15 protein-coding genes are annotated in these 19,525 nt (G+C 66.2%); 9 read left to right on the forward strand and 6 right to left on the reverse strand.

Going from position 1 to position 19,525, the window contains the following annotated elements; all coding sequences use genetic code 11:
• Positions 1-88: 88 nt before the first annotated feature.
• Genes PV768_RS12520 through PV768_RS12540 form a run of 5 tightly spaced genes read right to left on the reverse strand, consistent with a single transcriptional unit; the run spans position 89 to position 5,820 of the window.
• A complete protein-coding gene (locus PV768_RS12520; protein ID WP_157240009.1) occupies positions 89-1,141 on the reverse strand; it encodes a LacI family DNA-binding transcriptional regulator in 1,053 nt (350 codons plus the stop codon).
• A complete protein-coding gene (locus PV768_RS12525) occupies positions 1,141-2,625 on the reverse strand; it encodes a glycoside hydrolase family 1 protein (RefSeq protein WP_421093172.1) in 1,485 nt (494 codons plus the stop codon). Before PV768_RS12525 ends, PV768_RS12520 begins: the two co-directional genes overlap by 1 nt.
• Positions 2,622-3,539 carry a carbohydrate ABC transporter permease gene (locus PV768_RS12530; RefSeq protein WP_321214941.1) on the reverse strand — a complete coding sequence of 306 codons (918 nt, stop codon included), beginning with the start codon at positions 3,537-3,539 and terminating at the stop codon, positions 2,622-2,624. Before PV768_RS12530 ends, PV768_RS12525 begins: the two co-directional genes overlap by 4 nt.
• Positions 3,536-4,525: a sugar ABC transporter permease gene (locus PV768_RS12535; protein ID WP_321214940.1), complete on the reverse strand. Its 990-nt coding sequence runs from the start codon at positions 4,523-4,525 to the stop codon at positions 3,536-3,538. The genes PV768_RS12530 and PV768_RS12535 overlap by 4 nt, the downstream gene beginning before the upstream one ends.
• A 2-nt stretch (positions 4,526-4,527) precedes the next feature.
• Positions 4,528-5,820 (reverse strand): ABC transporter substrate-binding protein, encoded by a 1,293-nt coding sequence (locus PV768_RS12540; RefSeq protein WP_421093173.1) that lies wholly within the window; start codon positions 5,818-5,820, stop codon positions 4,528-4,530.
• A gap of 289 nt (positions 5,821-6,109) precedes the next feature.
• Between PV768_RS12540 and PV768_RS12545 the strand changes: the two genes are divergently transcribed.
• The 8 genes from PV768_RS12545 (at position 6,110) to PV768_RS12580 (ending at position 17,683) form a co-directional block, all read left to right on the forward strand.
• The gene (locus PV768_RS12545; RefSeq protein WP_421093174.1) at positions 6,110-8,092 is read left to right on the forward strand and encodes an adenylyl cyclase; all 1,983 of its coding nucleotides are present in this window, start codon (positions 6,110-6,112) and stop codon (positions 8,090-8,092) included.
• Positions 8,093-8,524: 432 nt separating this feature from the next.
• Positions 8,525-10,123, forward strand: a complete 1,599-nt coding sequence (locus tag PV768_RS12550; RefSeq protein WP_421093175.1) for a glycoside hydrolase family 68 protein — start codon at positions 8,525-8,527, stop codon at positions 10,121-10,123.
• Positions 10,124-10,297: 174 nt separating this feature from the next.
• Positions 10,298-12,259 (forward strand): glycoside hydrolase family 32 protein, encoded by a 1,962-nt coding sequence (locus tag PV768_RS12555; protein WP_421093176.1) that lies wholly within the window; start codon positions 10,298-10,300, stop codon positions 12,257-12,259.
• A 38-nt stretch (positions 12,260-12,297) separates the two neighbouring features.
• On the forward strand, positions 12,298-13,017 hold the full coding sequence (locus tag PV768_RS12560; RefSeq protein ID WP_421093177.1) for an alpha/beta fold hydrolase: 720 nt from the start codon (positions 12,298-12,300) through the stop codon (positions 13,015-13,017).
• A gap of 83 nt (positions 13,018-13,100) precedes the next feature.
• Positions 13,101-14,207, forward strand: coding sequence for an agmatine deiminase family protein (locus PV768_RS12565; RefSeq protein WP_421093178.1), 1,107 nt, complete (start codon positions 13,101-13,103; stop codon positions 14,205-14,207).
• Positions 14,204-15,955, forward strand: coding sequence for an amidase (locus tag PV768_RS12570; protein ID WP_421093179.1), 1,752 nt, complete (start codon positions 14,204-14,206; stop codon positions 15,953-15,955). The genes PV768_RS12565 and PV768_RS12570 overlap by 4 nt, the downstream gene beginning before the upstream one ends.
• A gap of 57 nt (positions 15,956-16,012) precedes the next feature.
• On the forward strand, positions 16,013-17,269 hold the full coding sequence (locus PV768_RS12575) for a D-arabinono-1,4-lactone oxidase (RefSeq protein WP_421093180.1): 1,257 nt from the start codon (positions 16,013-16,015) through the stop codon (positions 17,267-17,269).
• A gap of 78 nt (positions 17,270-17,347) precedes the next feature.
• The gene (locus tag PV768_RS12580) at positions 17,348-17,683 is read left to right on the forward strand and encodes a hypothetical protein (protein ID WP_157240027.1); all 336 of its coding nucleotides are present in this window, start codon (positions 17,348-17,350) and stop codon (positions 17,681-17,683) included.
• Between the two features lie 52 nt (positions 17,684-17,735).
• Here the strand turns inward: PV768_RS12580 and PV768_RS12585 are convergent, their stop codons facing one another.
• Positions 17,736-18,290 (reverse strand): MarR family winged helix-turn-helix transcriptional regulator, encoded by a 555-nt coding sequence (locus PV768_RS12585; protein ID WP_421093181.1) that lies wholly within the window; start codon positions 18,288-18,290, stop codon positions 17,736-17,738.
• Positions 18,291-18,561: 271 nt separating this feature from the next.
• Here PV768_RS12585 and PV768_RS12590 point away from each other — a divergent pair, with 271 nt between their 5' ends.
• Positions 18,562-19,419 (forward strand): hypothetical protein, encoded by an 858-nt coding sequence (locus PV768_RS12590; protein ID WP_421093182.1) that lies wholly within the window; start codon positions 18,562-18,564, stop codon positions 19,417-19,419.
• The last annotated feature ends 106 nt before the right edge of the window (positions 19,420-19,525 follow it).

The raw sequence follows: 19,525 nt of genomic DNA on the forward strand, positions 1-19,525 counted from the left end.
GGGAGCGCTCTCACACAGAGTAGGCAGTAGTGACGGAAACCACAAGGGCCACTTTGGTGCGGGGAAAGCCGGCGCGGCGACGTCCGGGTCAGCGGGCGGTGCTGCCCCGGACCACCAGTTCGGCCGGGTAGATGACCGGTTCCAGCTGCTCTTCCGGGTTTTCGATCGCGCGGATCAGGAGCTGTCCGGCTGTCACGGCCATATCCACCATCGGCTGCGTCACAGTGGTCAGGCCCATGCCATTGGCCGCCAGGAGGGAATGGTTGTCGAACCCCACAACAGCAACGTCCTCCGGAACCCTCCGGCCCCCGCCCCGCACAGTTTCAATGACACCCAGGGCCATCAGGTCCGAGGCGGCGAAAACGCCGTCGAGCTCCGGCGCCTCGGAGAACAGGTTCCTTGCCGCTTCGGCGCCGCCCGCCGTCGTGAAGTCCCCATGGATGACGGGGCCGGGCTGCAGCCCGGCCTCCCGGACACCCTGCATCCATCCGTCCAGGCGGTCGACTGCCGCTGTCATGTCGGCGGGTCCTGCCACGGTTCCAAGCCGGGTGCACCCGGTGGCGGCCAGGTGGCGGGCGGCAAGCCGGCCGCCCTCGAAGTTGTCCAGGTCCACATAAGGGACGCCGAAGCCCGCGGCCCAGGGCCTGCCGATGAAGACAGTGGGCAGGCCGGTTGTGCCAAGGGTCTCCGCCCAGTCGTCCGCCTTGTGGAACGAGACCACGATCGCGCCGTCCACGTGCCCGCCCCGCAGGTACCGCATGGTCCGGGCGGAGTCATCCCCAGCCCGGGACATCAGCAGCACCAGCTGCATGTCGGTGCCCCGGAGTGCCTCGTTGACGCCGGTGATGACGGCGGCGAAGAAGGGGTCCATCATCACCCGTGCGTCCGGCTCCGGGATGACCAGCGCAATGGATCCGGTGCGCCTGGTCACCAGGCTCCGGGCCGCACGGTTCGGCGTGTAGCCGAGCGCCACGATCGCAGCGTCGACGGCGGCCTGGGCCTCCGGACTGACCTTCAGCCCGCCGTTGATCGCCCTGGACGCGGTGGAGCGGGACACTCCGGCGGCCGTGGCGAGGTCCTCGAGCGTCGGGCTGGGCCGCCCGGCGTGCAGGAGGCCGGGCCGGCGGGACTTTTCGTTCATTACACAGACAATACGACACCTGGCTCCGTAGACGGCACGGGGCTGCTGCCGGCCGGAATGGCATTGGATGCGGCCACCGCCGAGTACCACCAGGCACTGGCTTTCGGGATGCGCTCCTGGGTTGCATAATCAACCCGGACCAGGCCAAAGCGCTGGTGGTAGCCGAAGGACCACTCGAAGTTGTCCAGCAGGGACCACGCCAGGTATCCGCGGACGTCCACGCCGTCAGCTATGGCATCATGCACCGCCTGGAGGTGTGCCGCGAAGAACCCCAGCCGGTCCTGGTCGTCCACGAAGCCCGCCTCGTCCGGGACATCGTCGTACGCTGCACCGTTTTCGGTGATGTAGATGGGGATCCCGGCAGGACCCGTGTACTCAGCCTGCAGCCGGTTGAGCAGGCGCCGCAGCCCCTCCGGCTGGACCTCCCAGCCCATTCCCGTCACCGGCAGGCCGCGGGATACCGATCGGGCGCCGTCGGCTGCCACGAACGGGGAGGACACCGGGCGGGCTGCCTGCCCCGGAGCCGCCGTCGTCTCCTGCCCCGCCAGTTCCCCGGGGTCCGCCGGATCCTTCGTGAGGGATTCCCCGTGGTAGTAGTTGACGCCCAGCAGGTCCAGCGGCGTGGATATGATCTCCAGGTCCCCGTCCTGCACCAGGTCAGCCATTCCAAGGTGCGCCACGTCTGCCAGCAGGTCAGCCGGGTACTCGCCCCTGAACAGCGGATCCAGGAAGATCCTGTTGAACTGGCCGTCGATCCGCCTGGCTGCGTCCCGGTCACCCTCGCTGCCGGGATCCCGCGGATCCGGGACCGTCAGGTTCAGGGTGATGCCCACAGAGGCGTCCGGATCCTCGCGGCGCAGCGCACGGGCTGCCAGGCCGTGGCCGAGCAGCAGGTGGTGGGCGGCGGCAAGTCCGGCCTGCGGGTCCTGCCTTCCCGGCGCGTGGATACCGGCGGCGTAGCCGAGGAACGCCGAGCACCACGGCTCGTTGAGGGTGGTCCAGATCCGGACCCTGTCCCCCAGGACGCCGTGCATGAGCGCCGCGTACTCGGCGAAACGGTAGGCCGTGTCCCGGTTGGCCCAGCCGCCCTTGTCTTCAAGTGCCTGCGGCAGGTCCCAGTGGTAGAGGGTCAGCCACGGCGTGATTCCGGCAGCAAGCAGTTCATCCACCAGGCGGGAGTAGAAGGCGATGCCTTCGGGATTGGGCGTGACGCCGTCGGGCATGCAGCGGGCCCAGGACGTGGAGAAGCGGTAGGCCTTCATGTGCAATTGGCCCATGAGCGCCACGTCCTGCTTGTAGCGCCGGTAGTGGTCGCAGGCCACGTCGCCGTTGTGGCCGTCCGCCACGGCGCCGGGAACCCGGGCGAACACGTCCCAGATGGAGTCCTGCCGGCCCCCGGTGTGTGCTGCGCCTTCGATCTGGTAGGCAGCGGTTGCCGCGCCCCAGAGAAAGCCCTCCGGAAACGGAAGTTGGGTGGAACTCATCCTTTGACTGCTCCTTGCATAATTCCGGATACGAGTTGGCGGCCTGCCGCGATAAACAGGAGCAGGAGCGGGACGGTGGCCAGGACGGCTCCGGCCAGGACCACGGAGTAGTCCACGAAGTGGGCGGCCTGCAACAGCTGCAGCGCCACCGGAAGGGTGGGGTTCGACGGGTCAAGGACAATGAACGGCCAGAAGAAGTTCGTCCAGGTGGCCACGAAAGTGAACAGGGCGAGCATGGCGGCCGCCGGCCGCGCGGCCGGGAATCCGATGTACCAGAAGGCCTGGATCATGGAAGCCCCGTCCATCCGCACGGCCTCGATGAGTTCATCCGGGAGGGCGTCACGCAGGTATTGGGTCATCCAAAACACGCCGAAGGCGGTAACAACGCCCGGAATGATCACAGCCCAAAGCGAGCCGGTCCACCCCAGCCTGGACATCACGATAAACAGCGGGACGACGCCGAGCTGGGTGGGAACCGCCATGGTGGCGATGACGAACACCAGCAGCCCCTTGCTGCCGCGGAAGCGGAGCTTGGCGAAGGCGAATCCGGCAAGGGTGGAGAATACGACGACGGAAGCCGCGGTCACGCACGAGACGATGAGGCTGTTGCCCATCGCCTTCCAGAACGGGATGCTGTCAAAGACTTTGGCGGCGTTGGCCAGGAAGTTCCCGCCGGGCAGCAGCGGGATGCCGCGGCTCAGGACGGTGTTGTCATGGCTGCCCACCAGGAAGGACCAATACAACGGAAAGAGTGACGCCAGCAGGACGGCACCCAGGAAGCCGTAGGTGAGGAAGCCTGGCCTGCGGGCACCGCCGTGGCCGGCCCCGGGACCCCTGGCACCTGGTCGGCGCCGCGCTGCTGCCCGGGCGGCCCCCTTCCCGGCAGTCTGTTCAATCATGGGGATGGAGCTCACTTACGGCCTCCCTGGCTTGCGATGCGCTTGGTGATGAGGAAGTTGAGCAGGGCAATCAGCACGATGATCAGGAAGAGCAGCCAGGCAACGGCAGAGGCCCTGCCGAAGTTGCGCTGGCCCCAGCCGAGTTCCCAGATGTACATGGTCAGCGTCTGCCACTGCCGGTCCGCTCCGCCCAGGCCGGACTGGTCAAAGACCCGCGGCTCGTCGAAGATCTGCAGGCCGCCGATGGTGGAGGTAATCACCACGAAGATCACCGTCGGCCGCAGCATGGGGACGGTCACGGAGAAGAACTGCCGCAGCCTGCCGGCCCCGTCGATGGTTGCCGCTTCAAACACATCCCGCGGGATGGCCTGCATGGCTGCGAGGAAGATCAGCGCGTTGTAGCCGGTCCAGCGGAAGTTCACCATGGTGGCGATTGCCAGATGGCTTGCCAGCGGGTCGGAATGCCACCGGACCGGGTCCAGCCCTGCCCCCGCCAACATCCCGTTGATCAGCCCGAACTGGTCCGCGAAGAGGTTGTTGAAGATCAGGCCCACCGCCACCGGTGCAACGACGAAGGGCACCAGGACCCCCATTCGCCAGAACGTCCTTGCCCTCAGGTTCGCGTCCAGCACCGCTGCTATCACCAAGGCGATGACAACCTGGGGGACTGAAGACAGGATGAAGATGCTGAAGGTGTTGCCCACGGCGTTCCAGAAGTAGGGCTGGGCCACAACGAAGGCATAGTTTTCCAGGCCGGTGAACTTCCCCTGTCCGCCGATCAGGTTCCAGTTGTGCAGGGAAACCCACGCTGTGTAGACGAGCGGGAAGAGCCCGGTGACGGCGAACAGGATAAAGAACGGCGAGATGTAGAGGTAGGGGGACAACTTGACGTCCCACCTGGAGACCTGTTGCGAGAAAGCCAGGCGCCGGACGCCCTTCGTATCTTCCGGGGGAACCTGCGTCCCTCCGCTCCGTGGCCGGACCCGGTCGGTGACAGCCATGCTTAGAGGGACTTCACTGCGGTGACGAACTTCTCCCAGGAGGAGGCGGCGTCGTCCGACTTGTCAACGTCCACGCGGGTAAGGGCCTGCTGCATGGCGTCGTTGATGGCGAAGTACTTGGTTCCCTTGAACGGGGTCACGTCAACAGCCTTGGCGCGTTCGGCGAAGATCTGGCCGGTGGGCGCGCCGTTGAAGAACGCGTTCGTCTGGCCCAGCAGATCGCTGCTTTCCAGCGCCTCCTTCTGGCTGGGGAAGGTGCCCTTGGCGGTGAAGGCCTTGATCTGCTGCTCAGGGGCGGTCAGCCAGCCTGCCAGCTTCTTGGCCTCGGCCTGGTGTTCGCCCTGGGTGGGAACCGTCAGGTAGGAACCACCCCAGTTTCCCCCGCCGCCGGGGAAGACGTTGGCAACATCCCAGCCGGTGACCCCGGCTGCGTTGCCCTCGATGACCCCCAGCATCCAGCCCGGGCAGAGGGTTGTTGCGAAGGCGCCCGTCTGGAAGCCGGAGGCCCAGTCGTCGCTCCACTGGCTAAGGTGGGCGGACAGCCCGTCCTTGGTGGAGGCTTCCAGGACCTGGTTGTAGGTGTCCTTGACCTTCGGGTTCTCCGTGGCGATGACGGTGCCGTCCTCTTCCTCATAGACCTTCTCGAGCTGGTTGCTCATGCCCTGGTAGATCGCCCCCGCCGAGTCGAACCATGCGGAATCCGGGCTTGCGGCCTTGAAGGCCTTGCCGGCCTCGAAGTAGCTGTCCCAGGTGGTCCCCAGCATCTTGGCAACTTCCCCGCGTTCGGTGGGCATGCCGGCCTTCTTGAGCAGCTCGGCGTTGTAGCAGACGGCTTCAGGGCCGGAGTCGGTCCCGTAGCCAAGCAGCTTGCCGTCGGCGGTCGTGGCGGCCTCGGCCTTCCAGTCCAGCCAGCGGCCTTCCACAGCGGGGTCCTTCAGGTCTGCAAAGCGGTCCGGGTACTGCAGCAGTTCCGGAAGCCAGTCCACCTCAACGGCCTCGATATCGGACAGGCCGGAGCCGGCGGCCAGGCGCGTGGTGAGGTTGTCCCGTGCCTCGTTGGTGGTTGCCGCCTTCTTGTGCTCAATGGTCACGTTCGGGTTCAGCGCTTCGTACTCTTCAAAGAGTTTTTCGTACCCGAATTCGTTGAAGGTACCCACCGTGAGCGTGACGGGATCGGAGCCGGTGGCGCCGTCGACGCCGCTTGATTCAGGGGCGGACGAGCCGCAGGCCGTCAGCGACAGGGCCAGGCAGGCGGCCGCAGCCGACAACACAGAGAACTTGGTTGGGTTTTTCACAGGAAAGACTCCTTCGTCAGAAAAAATGCCCTGTCGACCCACATGACGGTCGGAGGCGGAGAGGTGGTGCGGTGGAACTGCCCCGCGGCAGTGGCCCGAGCGTGGGAGCGCTCTCACCACATGGTGTCCCACCTCACAACCCCTTGTCAAGAGGCGGTAGGAGCGCTTCCACGCGACCCTTGCCGGTACTCCCCCGCGGTGTTACGCTTCCCCGACGAGAGCGCTCCCACGGCTGCAGCTTTTCCTGTCGCCCACGCTCAACGATTCCCGCCAACGAACAGGACAAGCAATGCCGCTAGCCCACGTCCCCCATCCTCCGCGCGCCGGCAGACCCCAGAACCCGCAGCAGGGGCGTACCCAGGCCCGGCGCCGGCACGTCGCCGGCACTGTCGCCGGCGCCGTCGCCCTCCTCGCCGGCCTGGTCGCCAGCGGAGGAAGCATGGCCGCTGCTGCGCCGGCCGCTCCCGCCGTTTCAATGGCATCGGCTTCAAAGGCATTAGCGCAACAGGCTCCCGCACCGGCTGCTCCCCCTGCCCTTCCCCGGGCTGCAGAGCCTGACTTCGGACCCAACGTCCGGATCTTCGACCCCGGCATGCCGGTGGCCGAAATCCAGGCCACGGTTAATTCCATCGCCGCTGAACAGGTGGACGATGAGATGGGGTCCAAACGCTACTCACTGCTGTTCAAGCCGGGAACCTACGGCAGTGGCGAAGAGCCGCTCATCGTCCAGGTGGGCTACTCCACCGAGGTGGCGGGGCTGGGCGCTTCCCCCACGGATGTCACCATCAACGGGCACGTGGACGTCTACAACCGGTGCCTCACCGCGGACAACTGCATCGCCCTGAACAACTTCTGGCGGTCCCTGTCCAACCTCACCATCAATGTCACCGGCCTCGAAGGCTGCCGCAGCTCCGCCAATTTCTGGGCGGCCTCGCAGGCGTCCCCCATGCGGCGGATCAACATCACCGGCGGCAACCTCTCCCTCATGGACTACTGCACCGCCGGACCGCAATACGCCAGCGGCGGCTTCATCGCCGATTCCAAGACGGGCGATGTCATCAACGGCTCACAGCAGCAGTACTTCGTGCGTGACAGCAGCATCGGCAACTGGTCCAACGGCGTCTGGAACCAGGTCTTCTCCGGAGTGGACGGGGCACCGGCGCAGTCCTTCCCGAACCCGCCGTACACCACTTTGGCGAGCACGCCTATCAGCCGCGAAAAGCCTTATCTCACGCTGGATGCCGCCGGCCAGTACAGCGTGTTCGTTCCCGCCGTCCGCACGGACTCCGCCGGGACCACGTGGGAAAACGGCCCGACGGCGGGGCGCAGCATCCCGCTGTCAGATTTCTATGTGGCCCGCCCCTCGGATTCGGCCAAGACCATCAATTCCCAGCTGGCACGCGGCAAGAACCTCCTGCTCACCCCGGGGGTCTACGGCATTGATGAGAGCATCGAGGTCAAGAGGGCCAACACCATCGTCCTGGGGCTGGGGATCGCCACCCTCACCGCCATCAACGGCGCCGTCCCGCTGACCGTCGCTGATGTGCCCGGCGTGGACATTGCCGCCGTCACGATTGATGCCGGCGAGGTGAATTCACCGGCACTCATGCGGATCGGGAAGGCCACGCAGGGCGGCGGCGGCGCCGCCAACCCGGCTGTCCGCACGGACCCCGGCAACCCCACCGTGCTCCATGACGTGTTCTTCCGCATCGGCGGACCTCACGTGGGCAAAGCCTCGGTCAGCCTGGAGGTCAACAGCGACAACGTTCTCCTGGACCACATCTGGGCCTGGCGCGCCGACCACGGCAACGGGGTGGGCTGGACCACCAACACCGGCAGGAACGGCGTGATCATCAACGGTAACAACGTCACCGCCACCGGCCTGTTTGTCGAGCACTACCAGGAGTACAACGTCATCTGGAACGGCGAAAACGGCAGGACCGTCTTCTTCCAGAACGAGCTGCCCTATGACGCGCCGAACCAGGCCGCCTGGCAGCACGACGGGGTCCTCGGCTGGGCGGGCTACAAAGTCGCCGATTCGGTCAAGACCCATGAACTCTGGGGCGGCGGCAGTTACGTCTACAACAACGTGGACCCCACCATCCACGCCACCCGCGGCTTCGAGGTACCGGTGACACCGGGCGTGACACTGCACAGCCTGCTGACCGTCAACCTGGGTGCCGGCACCCTGGACCACGTCATCAACGACACCGGCGCACCCGTGTCGACGGACGCCGTCGGGGTACCCAGCTACGTCCCCAGTTTCCCCTAGGCGGGATGCGCGCGGACGGGCGTTTCCCACCCCCGTCCGCGCAGGCTGCCAGGGGCGGCCGCATGACCGTAAGGGGACTTGTCCCCGGTCTGCGTGGGCCGGGTGGGAATCTTTTCCGGAAGAAACATTTGACTTGGATGGCCGGACCCTTTACGCGCGCGTATTCAGATGTAAGCGCTTACATGTGTCCCGCGAACTGGCTTTGGGGTGCATGGAAACATACTTGCGCCTGGTTCCCGCCTCTCCCTACGGTGGGTGCGGCCGGGAGCCCACAAAGTCTCCTGGCCTTTGAACCGGCGGTCCTACGCCGGTTCGCCTCCGAACAACGGCGTCCCTGATGACGCCTGCGGAATCGGGGCCGCCGGAGTATCGGGAAATGAGGGCAGATGCCCGTCTTCCACGAACAGTTACAACTCCGCGAGAAGAGCAATAATGCACAAGCACCCCCAAACCCCCCGGATGCCGCGGTGGCGGTCCGCCGCCGCGGCACTGGCAACAGCCGTGGCTGCCTCGACCTTCCTTGCCGTGCCGTCGGCGCAGGCCAACGAGCCTGCCGATCCCCCGGCCGCAGAGCAGATGCCGGCGCCGACCCCCGGTTTCCCGCTCCCCACGGAACACACCCAGGAAGCCTTCGACCCGGCGTCGGACTTCACCTCCAAGTGGACCCGCGCCGATGCCAGCCAGATCATGGCGCAGAGCGACACCACGGTGGCTCCCGGACAGAACTCCATGAGCCCCGACGTCACCATGCCGGAAATCCCCGAGGATTTCCCCACCATGAATGAGGACGTCTGGGTCTGGGACACCTGGTCCCTGACGGACGAGAATGCCAACCAGATCAGCTACAAGGGCTACGACGTCATCTTCTCGCTCGTCGCTGACCGCCACGCCGGCTACAACTTCGACCAGCGCCACTGGAACGCCCGCATCGGCTTCTTCTTCCGCAAGACCAATGCGGACCCGGCCAAGGACAAGTGGAACTACGGCGGGCACCTCTTCGTCGACGGATCTTCCATCGGCAACACCGAGTGGTCCGGCTCCACCCGCCTGATGCAGGGCAACCATGTGAACGTGTTCTACACGGCCACCACTTTCCACGACGTGGCTGAGCGGAACGCCGGCGGCGGCGGCATCGCCCCGGACGCGGCAATTGCCAAGGCCCTCGGCAACATCCATGCCAACGAGGAACGCGTCTGGTTCGACGGCTTCGAGCACACCAAGCTGCTCGAGCCGGACGGCAAGATGTACCAGACCAAGGAGCAGAACCCGGGCTTTGCATTCCGCGACCCGTTCACCTTCGCCGACCCGGCGCACCCCGGCAAGACCTTCATGGTCTTCGAAGGCAATACGGCCGGCAACCGCGGCGAGTACCAGTGCACCGAGGAAGACCTCGGCTACCGTGAGGGCGATGCCAACGCAGAATCCCTCGAGGAAGTGAACAGCAGCGGCGCCTTCTACCAGACCGGCAATGTGGGCCTCGCCGTGGCTGACAACAAGGACCTGACCAAGTGGTCCTTCCTGCCTCCGATCCTCTCCGCGAACTGCGTCAACGACCAGACTGAACGTCCCCAGATCTTCATCCAGAACGAGGACGGCAAGAACAAGTACTACCTGTACACGATCAGTCACCAGTTCACGTACGCGGCCGGCATGCGCGGCCCCGACGGCGTCTACGGCTTCGTGGGCGACGGCGTGCGCTCCGACTACCAGCCCGTCAACAACTCCGGCCTGGCACTCGGTTCGCCCACCGACCTGAACCTGCCGGCCAACAACCCGAGCGGCACTATCTCGGGGCAGCAGAACGGCCGGCAGTTCCAGGCCTACTCGCACTACGTGCAGCCCAATGGACTCGTGCAGTCGTTCATCGACAACGTCAACGGCGTCCGCGGCGGCTCCCTGTCCCCGACCGTGAAGATCAACTTCAAGAACGGCGTCACGCAGGTTGACCGCAGCTTCGGCGAGAACGGCCTTGGCCCGTTCGGCTACCTGCCCACCAACGTCCGTGTCGGCGGCGAGGGACACTACAAGTAACCAGCACCTCGAGGCCACCTCGACGACACATCCTGCTTGCAGGCGGCGCACCGGCAGTTCCCTGCCTGTGCGGTAGCCGGCACCAGTGCGGAGCGGGGCGCCATCCCAGGCGTCCCGCTCCGTTGCCGTGGCGCACCGGCGCCCGGACAAGCAGCCCCAACTGAAATGGTCACCATGTCGGAAAAACCTGATCTCCGTACTCCCGCCAGCCGGCGCACCGCCTGGGCAATAGCGGCAGCCCTCGCAATCCTGGCCGCCCTTGTCTCCACCGTTGTCCGGATCGAGGGGTCGAGCGCCAAAGTGCGGGCAGAAGAGGCCCTTCGGAGTGTTGCGACAGCCCAGTCCGCATCCAAGGATGCGGCGGGCGTTTATGCCTCCTATTGGCTGACTGGCGGTGACCACAGCCTCTCTGCCGCCCATCCGGTCCAGGCGGAAGGGGTAGCGGACCTCAGGAGCATCAGTTGCGACGACGGCTGGGTAGCAGCAGCCCGGGTTGACGGCGAAATCTACGTGCGATCAAACCTCGAGGAAGGCGCTGTTGCGGCAGGAGCCGGGGAAATCCGCCGGCCCGGCTGCGTCACTGATGAGGCCCTCCGGCGAATGCTTTCCGACGTTGGCCTGCAGGAACAGCCAGCGGAGCCCGGGTCAATCGCCGACCGGCCGCAGGACTCATCGAAGTACCGCCCGAACTACCACATCACTCCCGAACGCAACTGGATGAATGATCCGCAGCGGCCCTTTTTCCTCAATGGGCTCTGGCATTACTACTACCTGTACAACTCCGACTATCCGGAGGGAAACGGAACCGAGTGGTACCACCTCACCAGTGAAGACCTGCTGACCTGGAAGGACGAAGGGGTGGCCATTGAGAAGTACAAAAACGGGCTGGGGGACATTGAAACCGGCAGCGCGGTGGTGGACTACGAAAACACTGCCGGATTTGGGCACGGCGCCGTCATCTCAGTACTGACGCAGCAGGACCAGGGCGTCCAGCGCCAGTCCCTGTTCTACTCAACCGACGGCGGATACACCTTCAACGCGTACGAGGGCAATCCCGTGATGGACAACCCCGGAGCGGAGCACTGGCGGGACCCGAAAATTGTCTGGGACGGGGAACGCAGCCAGTGGCTCATGGTCCTTGCCGAGGGACACAAGATCGGCATGTATACCTCCTCCAACCTCAAGGATTGGCGCTACGTTTCAGGTTTCGAGCGGACCGGCCTGGGGACACTGGAATGTCCCGACCTGTTCCAGCTGGATCTGGACGGGGATCCTGCCAAGAGAACCTGGGTGCTCGCGGCAAGCGCCAATGGAACAGAAGAGGGAAGAACCACCGGCGTCGCCTATTGGACCGGAAGCTGGGACGGAACCCGCTTCACGCCCCGGGACGAGGACCATCAGTGGCTGGACGCCGGATCCGACTTCTACGCAGCCGTGACCTGGGACGACCCCCGGCTCACCGAAGGCCAGAAAATGCAGTCCCGGCAGGCAATCGGATGGATGAACAACTGGGACTATGCCCGGAAGCTCCCAACCGCGGACTGGCACGGCGGCATGGACACCCTCATCCGGGACATCCGCCTCAAAACCGTCCAGGACCGCCCCACCCTTGTCTCTGCTCCTGCGAAAACCTTGGGCCGGCTCGGGGGCCAGACGCTGGATCTCCAAGGGTCCACACCCGACGGCATCAAGAAGCTTCCGTCCTCCCAGGGAGGGGCGTACCGGCTGGACGTGACGCTTGAGCGGCCCGGACCCCATGACGGATCCGAGGCACGGATTTCCATGGAAAGCGGCGGCTCTGCGTTTGCAGCCATCGGTTACAACTTCCGGGACGGCACCGTGTTCCTGGACCGGCAGCACCCCGCCGACAGAGACCTGGGCCCGCTCTTCACCCAGCGGCGGACTGCAACAGCCCCGGCGAAAGACGGCCTTGTGAAGCTGACTGTCTTCGTTGACTACTCTTCCGTCGAAGTGTTCGTCAACGACGGCGAGCAAACTCTGACGTCGCTCGTCTTCCCGCGCTCGGAACAGCACGCCATCAAAACGGTCACGGACAAGGGGCCGCTCCCCCTTAAATCCCTGGACTACACGCCACTGTCCCCGGCCCGCCAATTGCCACTGCAGAAGCTCCCCTGACGCTACCCACGCCTGCCGCAACAAGTTAGGGTTCCAGCATGGACATCATCCTGGTACCCGGTTTCTGGTTGGATGCCTCTTCGTGGCAGGAGGTGGTCCCGGCACTGGAGGCCGCGGGACACCGGCCGCATCCACTCACGCTGCCCGGCCTTGAATCCGTTGACGCGGACCGTTCAGGCATCAGCCTCCAGGACCACATCGACTTTGTGGTTGCCGCCATTGACGCCCTCGAGGGCAAGGTGGTCCTGGTGGGCCACTCCGGGGGCGGTGCCGTCATCCACGGCGCGCTGGACGCGCGCCCGGACCGGGTGGAACGAGCCATTTACGTGGACAGCGGTCCTCTGGGTGAAGGCGACGTGATCAACAACGAACTGCCGGCCGACGGCGACGACATTCCGCTGCCGCCGTGGGAAGGCTTCGACGATGCCGACCTCATTGACCTCGACGACGGACTGCGGGAAGCATTCCGCGCACGTGCCATCCCGCAACCCAAGGGAGTGGCCTACGGCAGGCAGCACCTGCACGATACCCGCCGCTATGACGTCCCGGCCACCGTGATTGCGTGCGAATTCCCCTCCTCGCTGCTCCGCGAATGGATCGACGCCGGCCACCCCTATGTCGCCGAACTGGCGCGGGTCCGCGACGTGGAGTTCGTGGACCTTCCCACGGGACACTGGCCCCAGTTCACCAAGCCGGCGGAACTGGCACGGGTGATCCTCGCAGCAGTTGACCGAGAGGGTGACGACGCGAGCCAGTAACGCCTGCACCTTGCTTAGCCCATCATTCAGGAGTTTCTTCCCAACCCCTTGCGCGGCAGCAGCGCCGTCTCCATAATAAATGAATGCCATTCATTTATTCGTCCGCTTTTCCGCCTGCCGTCCCAGCATTGACGCTCGACGCAGCACCCGCCCGCATGCCCGCCGAATGGGAAACCCACCAGGGCACCTGGATGGCCTTCCCGCCGCCCAACCACACCTTCGGCCCATCCGGGAGCCCCACCCTTGACCGCGCCCGTGGGGCCTGGGCGCGCGTTGCGCGCACCATCAGCCGCTATGAACCGGTGACCGTGCTGGCTGACCCCCGTGACACGACGGCCGCCAGGGAGTGGCTCGGGGAGGGCATCACCGTCCTTGGGGTTCCGCTCGATGACGCCTGGCTGCGTGACAGCGGGCCAACCTTCACCCGCCGTCCGGACGGTACCGTGGCCGCCGTCGACTGGGTGTTCAACGGCTGGGGCGCCCAGCAGTGGGCGCAATGGGGCAAGGACCGGAACGTGGGCCGGGTGCTGGCGGCGCACGCAGGGGTGCCGGTCAATCCGAGTTCCCTGGTCAACGAGGGAGGGGGCTTCCACGTGGACGGCGAGGGAACGGTCCTTCTCACCGAAACGGTGCAGCTGGATCCCCAGCGAAACCCGGGCGCCACCAAGGAATCGGTGGAAGCCGCGATCCACGAGGCCTTGGGAACCACCAAGGCCATCTGGCTGCCCCGCGGACTCACCCGTGATTACGGTGAATTCGGCACCCGCGGGCACGTGGACATCGTAGCTGCCTTCGCCGGCCCGGGCACTGTCCTGCTGCACCGCCAGGACAGTCCCGCCCACCCCGACCATGAGGTCTACCAGGGACTCCATGCCGCCCTGGCCGGGCAGACCGACGCCCAGGGCAGGCCGCTGCGCATCATCGATGTGCCCGCCCCTGCCGCCCTTGAAGACGACGAGGGGTTCGTGGACTGGTCCTACATCAACCATTACGTGGCCAACAACGCAGTAATCCTCTGCAGCTTCGATGACCCGAACGACGCCGTTGCCGCAGGAATACTCGGACGCGCCTATCCGGGCCGCACCATAGAACTGGTGGACGCGCGGGACATCTTCGCCTTTGGCGGCGGCATCCATTGCATCACCCAGCAGCAGCCGGTGCCGGCCGGGCGGCAGGAGGCGGCAGCGTGAGCCCGTTCACCGTGGTGGAAGCAGGTATCAGGCAACTCCGGGAAGCACTGGAAGCGGGTCGGGTCTCAAGCGAGGAGCTGGTCCGCGAGTACCTGCAGCGGATCGAGGCCTACGACAGGTCCGGCATCCGCCTGAACTCGGTGGTGGTACTGAACCCCGAGGCCATTGCGGAGGCGAGGGCCTCCGACGAACGGCGGGCGCGGAACTCCGCCCTGGGCCCACTGGACGGCATCCCCTACACCGCCAAGGACAGTTACCAGGTGGCGGGACTGACGGTAGCGGCCGGTTCACCGGCCTTCAAGGACCTTGTGGCCCGGCGCGATGCCTTCACCATCGAGCGGCTCCGGTCCGGCGGGGCGGTCCTGATCGGCCTCACCAACATGCCGCCCATGGCCAACGGCGGCATGCAGCGCGGCGTGTACGGCCGGGCGGAAAGCCCCTACAACGCGGAATACCTGACCGCGGCGTTTGCCTCCGGATCCTCGAACGGCTCCGGAACCGCCACGGCTGCCAGCTTCGCAGCCTTCGGCCTCGCGGAGGAGACCTGGTCTTCCGGCCGGGCGCCGGCGTCGAACAATGCACTCTGCGCCTATACCCCCTCGCGCGGCGTGATCTCGGTCCGCGGCAACTGGCCGCTGGTTCCCACCATGGACGTGGTGGTGCCGCATACCCGCACCATGGATGACCTCCTGGAGGTGCTGGACGTGGTGGTGGCCGACGACGCCGAAACCCGCGGCGACTTCTGGCGGATGCAGCCATGGGTTGACGTGCCAAAGGCGTCCGAGGTGCGCCCCGCCTCCTACCTGGAGCTGGCCGTCACGGACCCCGCAGCTGCGGCGAACGTGCTGGCCGGCAAACGCCTGGGGGTCCCGCGGATGTACATCAACGCCGATGCCGAGGCCGGCACGGCTCCCGCCCCGGGGATTGGCGGGCCCACCGGGCAGCGCATCCAGACCAGGGCTTCCATCATGGATCTGTGGGATGCTGCCCGCCGCGCGCTCGAGGCGGCCGGGGCGGAAGTGGTGGAGGTGGATTTCCCGGTGGTCTCCAACTATGAAGGCGACCGGCCGGGCGCCCCCAGCATTGCCACGAGGGGCCTGGTGCCACCCGAATACCTCCGCAGGGAGATCGTGGACCTGGCGGCCTGGGCCTGGCACGACTTCCTGGACGCCAACGGTGACCCGAACCTCTCCCGGCTGTCCGACGTCGACGGCGCCAGCATCTTCCCTGCCCCGGACGGGCTGCCGGACCGGTACCACGGGTTTGAGGACGACATCAGCGATTACCCGGCGTGGATACGGGACAACGGGGTGCCGGTCCTGTCTGGGATTCCCCATCTGGCCGAAGGGCTGCGCGGCCTGGAGAAAACTCGCCGGATTGACCTGGAAGAATGGATGGACGGCCTGGTCCTTGATGCGGTGGTGTTCCCGGCCGCCGCGGATGTCGGGCCTGCCGACGCCGACCGCAACGAGCACTCGGCAGAGCAGGCCTGGCGCAACGGCGTCTGGGTGTCCAACGGCAACCTGGTCCCCCGGCATCTGGGCATCCCCACGGTAACGGTCCCGATGGGACTGGCTGCGGACATCGCCATGCCGGTGGGACTGACCTTTGCAGGCAGGGCCTACAGTGACACCTCCCTGCTGCAGCTTGCAGCCGCTTTCGAAGCCACCGGCCGCCGTCGGGTCCCGCCGCCGCGCACCAGCTCCGCCGCCCGGCAGGAAGGGAACGGACGCGCCTTGACAGCCTGATTGTTAGCGCTGACAGTTGAGGGAGCCATTTCCACCACCGACCGGAAAGCCAACTCAATGAAGAACTGGGCAGGGAACCTCGAGTACGCCTCATCGGAGGTCCGGCAGCCGTCGTCAGTGGAAGAACTGGCAGACATCGTGGCCGGGGCCCGCCGGGTCAAAGCCCTGGGGTCCCGCCACTCGTTCAACCGGGTGGGCGACACCGACGGCGTCCACGTGCTCCTGGACGGCCTGCCCCGGGAGATCGAACTGGACCCGGAGCGCCGGACCGTCCGCGTCAGTGGCGGGGTCAGCTACGGAACGCTGTGCCGCTCGCTGGAACAGTCCGGGGTGGCCATCCACAACCTGGCGTCCCTTCCGCATATCTCCGTGGCGGGTGCGGTCCAGACGGGAACGCACGGATCCGGGGTGGACAACCAGTCCCTGGCCGGTGCCGTCGAAGCGATCCACCTGGTGCGGCCCTCCGGTGAACAGGCGTCCCTCTCCCGCGCGGACGGCGACGAATTCCTGGCCGGCGTGGTGGGTCTCGGCGCCCTGGGCATCATCACCGGCCTGGAACTCAGCGTCCGGCCGAGCTTCCGCATGCGCCAGCGCGTCCTGGAGAACCTGCCATGGGACCGCGCGCTGGCCAACTTTCCGGAAATCGTGTCCAGCGCCTACAGCGTCAGCCTCTTCACGGACTACGCCGGCGGTTCCATCAGCCAGGTGTGGCTCAAGGCACTGGATTCGGAGCCGCCGCTGGGTGAGCTGTTCGGTGCCACGGCCGCCCGCACGCCCAGGCACCCGCTGCCGGACATGTCCGCCGAGAATTGCACGCTCCAGATGGACGAGCCGGGCCAGTGGCTGGACCGCCTGCCCCATTTCCGCCATGAGTTCACACCCAGCAAGGGCGAGGAACTGCAAAGCGAATTCATCCTGCCCCTGGAGCACGCCCCGGCCGCCATCGAGGCGGTGCGGGGGCTCGCGCACAAGCTCGCGCCGCTGCTGTTTGTCTCCGAGATCCGCACCGGTGCTGCCGATGAATTTTGGCTCAGCCCCTTCTACCGGCAGCAGAGCGTGGCCCTCCACTTCACGTGGAAGCCGCTGCAGCCTGAGGTGGAGGCGGTCCTGCCGGAACTTGAGGAAGTACTTCGGCCCTTCGGAACCCGACCGCACTGGGGCAAACTGTTCTCCCCGGCCGGCCATGACTGGGAGTCGCTCTACCCGCGTTTCGCCGACTTCCGCTCGCTGGCATCGGCCCACGATCCTGACGGGAAGTTCCGGAACGCGCTGCTGGACAGCATCCTCGGCGTTCCGGCGGCGAGCGGGCGCTAATCAGCAGGATTTGAGCAGGGGTCCTGCCGGAATGCCCTGGTCCGGCACGCGTTTGTCTCGGACCGATAGGCTGGGCTGATGAAACGCCGCCTTGCCGCCCTGTCCGCCGCTCCCCTGTTCCTGCTCCTCGCCGGCTGTGGCGCCGTTGAGGAGGCTGCCGGCAATGCCGCCAGCGACGCCGCCTCCAAGGTGGCCGCCGCAGGCGCTGCCGAAGTGAAACGGCAGGTCTGCGCGGTGGTGCAGGACGGCCTGGTCAGCGTGGAGGACAAGCAGGCGCTGGCCGGCCTGGTCTCCGCCGCACGTACAGCCGGAGTACCCGCAGAGATCACGACGCCGTTAGGCCAGATCGCCGCGGCCGGAGACGAAGTGCCGGGCGAATCCGTCCAGGCACTCAAGGACGCCTGCGCGGCTTAGCTACGCTGCCTGGCCGCACGCGTGGCAGCCCGCCCGGCGTCGGACAAGCGACTCAGGGGCGGTCCGGCCGCGCCTCAGGGCGGGGCTGGTCCACGCCGCGGAGGCCGCTGCCGCGGCCGCCTTGGGGGCGCCTCACCGTGCGGTGTTCAGTGGCGGCAAAGGGGACTACGCCGCCATGCTCCCGGTCCGCGGGCAAGGCACTCACAAACTTTGCCAGTTCCTCGCTGAGGACCTTCCAGCCAATACTTGGATCATTCGGATATGCGTTGATTTCCGCCCGGCGCGCAGCTTCCAGGGCCGCGGCGCCGGATTCCGTTAATTCAACTTTGAACTGCCTGCGGTCGGTGGACTGCCGGGTCCTGGTGATATGCCCGGCGCCCTCCAGCCGGATTAATACGCGCCCCAAGGTCTGGCTCTGGACGCGGATGGCCTCCGCGAGCTGCTCCTGGTTAAGGGGCCCGGCGGCCAAATTTTCCAATGCTATGACGGCGGCCCGTGTCAGGCCCAAGTGCGCCAAGGCATCGTCCTGCCGCCTTTGCACCAGCCGGGCTGCCACCGTAATCAGGCGATAGCTGGTCCGGGCATCTGGATCAAGGTTGCTGGTCATCGGGCCGTGGCCTTCCTCTGGGTGGCGAAGTGCAGGGTGTGATCACCTCTTCTTGCGTCGCTACATTCTCTACAATAAGCATGCTTAGCATCAGATTCGCAAGTAGGCTTACTATCACTGCGGCCAAAGACCCTGCCCGGCAGCCATATATTCGGCAGCCCTTGCGTATCAAAAGGGAAGTGTGCTTAGTATCTAATTAGTAATCATGCTTACTACTAGCCAGCACTGCTGGTTCTTGATCGCCAGCTGACCCTTCATGAAAGAGAGCCCGATGACAGAGAACCAATGGCCCCAGACATCCAGCCCTGCTACCACCGATACTTTCGGTGCACCGGACACAGGCGCTGAAGAACGCTACGGCACCTCCCCCGCCGCAGGTTCCGCCGGAGGCTCCAAGGGCCAGGCGGCAAAGGAAGAAGCTTCGCAGGTTGCCGGCCAGGCCGCCTCCGCAGCCCAGGGCGTTGCCCAGACCGCCAAGGAGGAAGCCGCGCATGTGGCCTCCGAGGCGAAGACCAGTGCGCAGGATCTTCTGCACCAGGCGAAGTCGGGCCTGACAAGCCAGGCGGGAACGCAGCAGCAGAAGGCAGCGGAAGGCATCCGCTCCATTTCCAGCCAGCTGCAGAGCATGGCCGCTGCACCGGACCAGCAGGGCGTGGCCAGCGACCTGATCCGCCAGGCTGCCAGCACCACCGAAACGGTAGCCTCCTGGCTTGAGACCAAGCAGCCGGGGGACCTGCTCGGCGAAGTCCAGAGGTTCGCCCGCAACCGCCCCGGCACGTTCCTCCTGGTCGCAGCCGGCGCAGGCGTCCTGGCCGGACGGCTCACCCGTGGCCTCACGGCGGGAGCACCCGAGGCACAGGGTGCAGTCCAGGGCGTTTCCCCGCAGCGGTCGGTTCAGCCCCAGCCGGTTGCGCCCCTTCACCCGGAGACCGTCTATGCCGCCGGCACTGACGACCTCTTTGACGAGCCGGCAGTAGGCACGAGGGCTCCGGTGTCCACCTCAACCCTCCCCGGGGGGACTGCAGTAGACAGCCCCCTGCGGTACGAGGATGACCCCTACCGCGATGAGGACGGCAGCTACAGCGCTGCCGACGGCACTTACCGTTCGACGGAAGGACGCCAGCTGTGAGTAGTTCTATTCCGGAGATGCCGCCGAGTGAGGCGCACCTGAAGGCTGATAACGCCTCGCTGGGTGAGCTGCTCGGGGACGTGACCCGCGACCTGTCCACGCTGAT

Origin of the sequence: Pseudarthrobacter sp. CC4 (assembly GCF_048957775.1) — a bacterium.
Lineage (GTDB): Bacteria > Actinomycetota > Actinomycetes > Actinomycetales > Micrococcaceae > Arthrobacter.

Excerpts from the sequence above, each read along its gene's own strand:
- PV768_RS12555 (WP_421093176.1), top strand. The coding sequence starts at position 10,298 with ATGTCGGAAAAACCTGATCTCCGTACTCCCGCCAGCCGGCGCACCGCC.
- PV768_RS12545 (WP_421093174.1), top strand. The coding sequence starts at position 6,110 with ATGCCGCTAGCCCACGTCCCCCATCCTCCGCGCGCCGGCAGACCCCAG.
- PV768_RS12585 (WP_421093181.1), bottom strand. The coding sequence starts at position 18,290 with ATGACCAGCAACCTTGATCCAGATGCCCGGACCAGCTATCGCCTGATT.
- PV768_RS12565 (WP_421093178.1), top strand. The coding sequence starts at position 13,101 with ATGCCATTCATTTATTCGTCCGCTTTTCCGCCTGCCGTCCCAGCATTG.
- PV768_RS12550 (WP_421093175.1), top strand. The coding sequence starts at position 8,525 with ATGCACAAGCACCCCCAAACCCCCCGGATGCCGCGGTGGCGGTCCGCC.
- PV768_RS12590 (WP_421093182.1), top strand. The coding sequence starts at position 18,562 with ATGACAGAGAACCAATGGCCCCAGACATCCAGCCCTGCTACCACCGAT.
- PV768_RS12535 (WP_321214940.1), bottom strand. The coding sequence starts at position 4,525 with ATGGCTGTCACCGACCGGGTCCGGCCACGGAGCGGAGGGACGCAGGTT.
- PV768_RS12560 (WP_421093177.1), top strand. The coding sequence starts at position 12,298 with ATGGACATCATCCTGGTACCCGGTTTCTGGTTGGATGCCTCTTCGTGG.
- PV768_RS12520 (WP_157240009.1), bottom strand. The coding sequence starts at position 1,141 with ATGAACGAAAAGTCCCGCCGGCCCGGCCTCCTGCACGCCGGGCGGCCC.
- PV768_RS12575 (WP_421093180.1), top strand. The coding sequence starts at position 16,013 with ATGAAGAACTGGGCAGGGAACCTCGAGTACGCCTCATCGGAGGTCCGG.
- PV768_RS12525 (WP_421093172.1), bottom strand. The coding sequence starts at position 2,625 with ATGAGTTCCACCCAACTTCCGTTTCCGGAGGGCTTTCTCTGGGGCGCG.
- PV768_RS12580 (WP_157240027.1), top strand. The coding sequence starts at position 17,348 with ATGAAACGCCGCCTTGCCGCCCTGTCCGCCGCTCCCCTGTTCCTGCTC.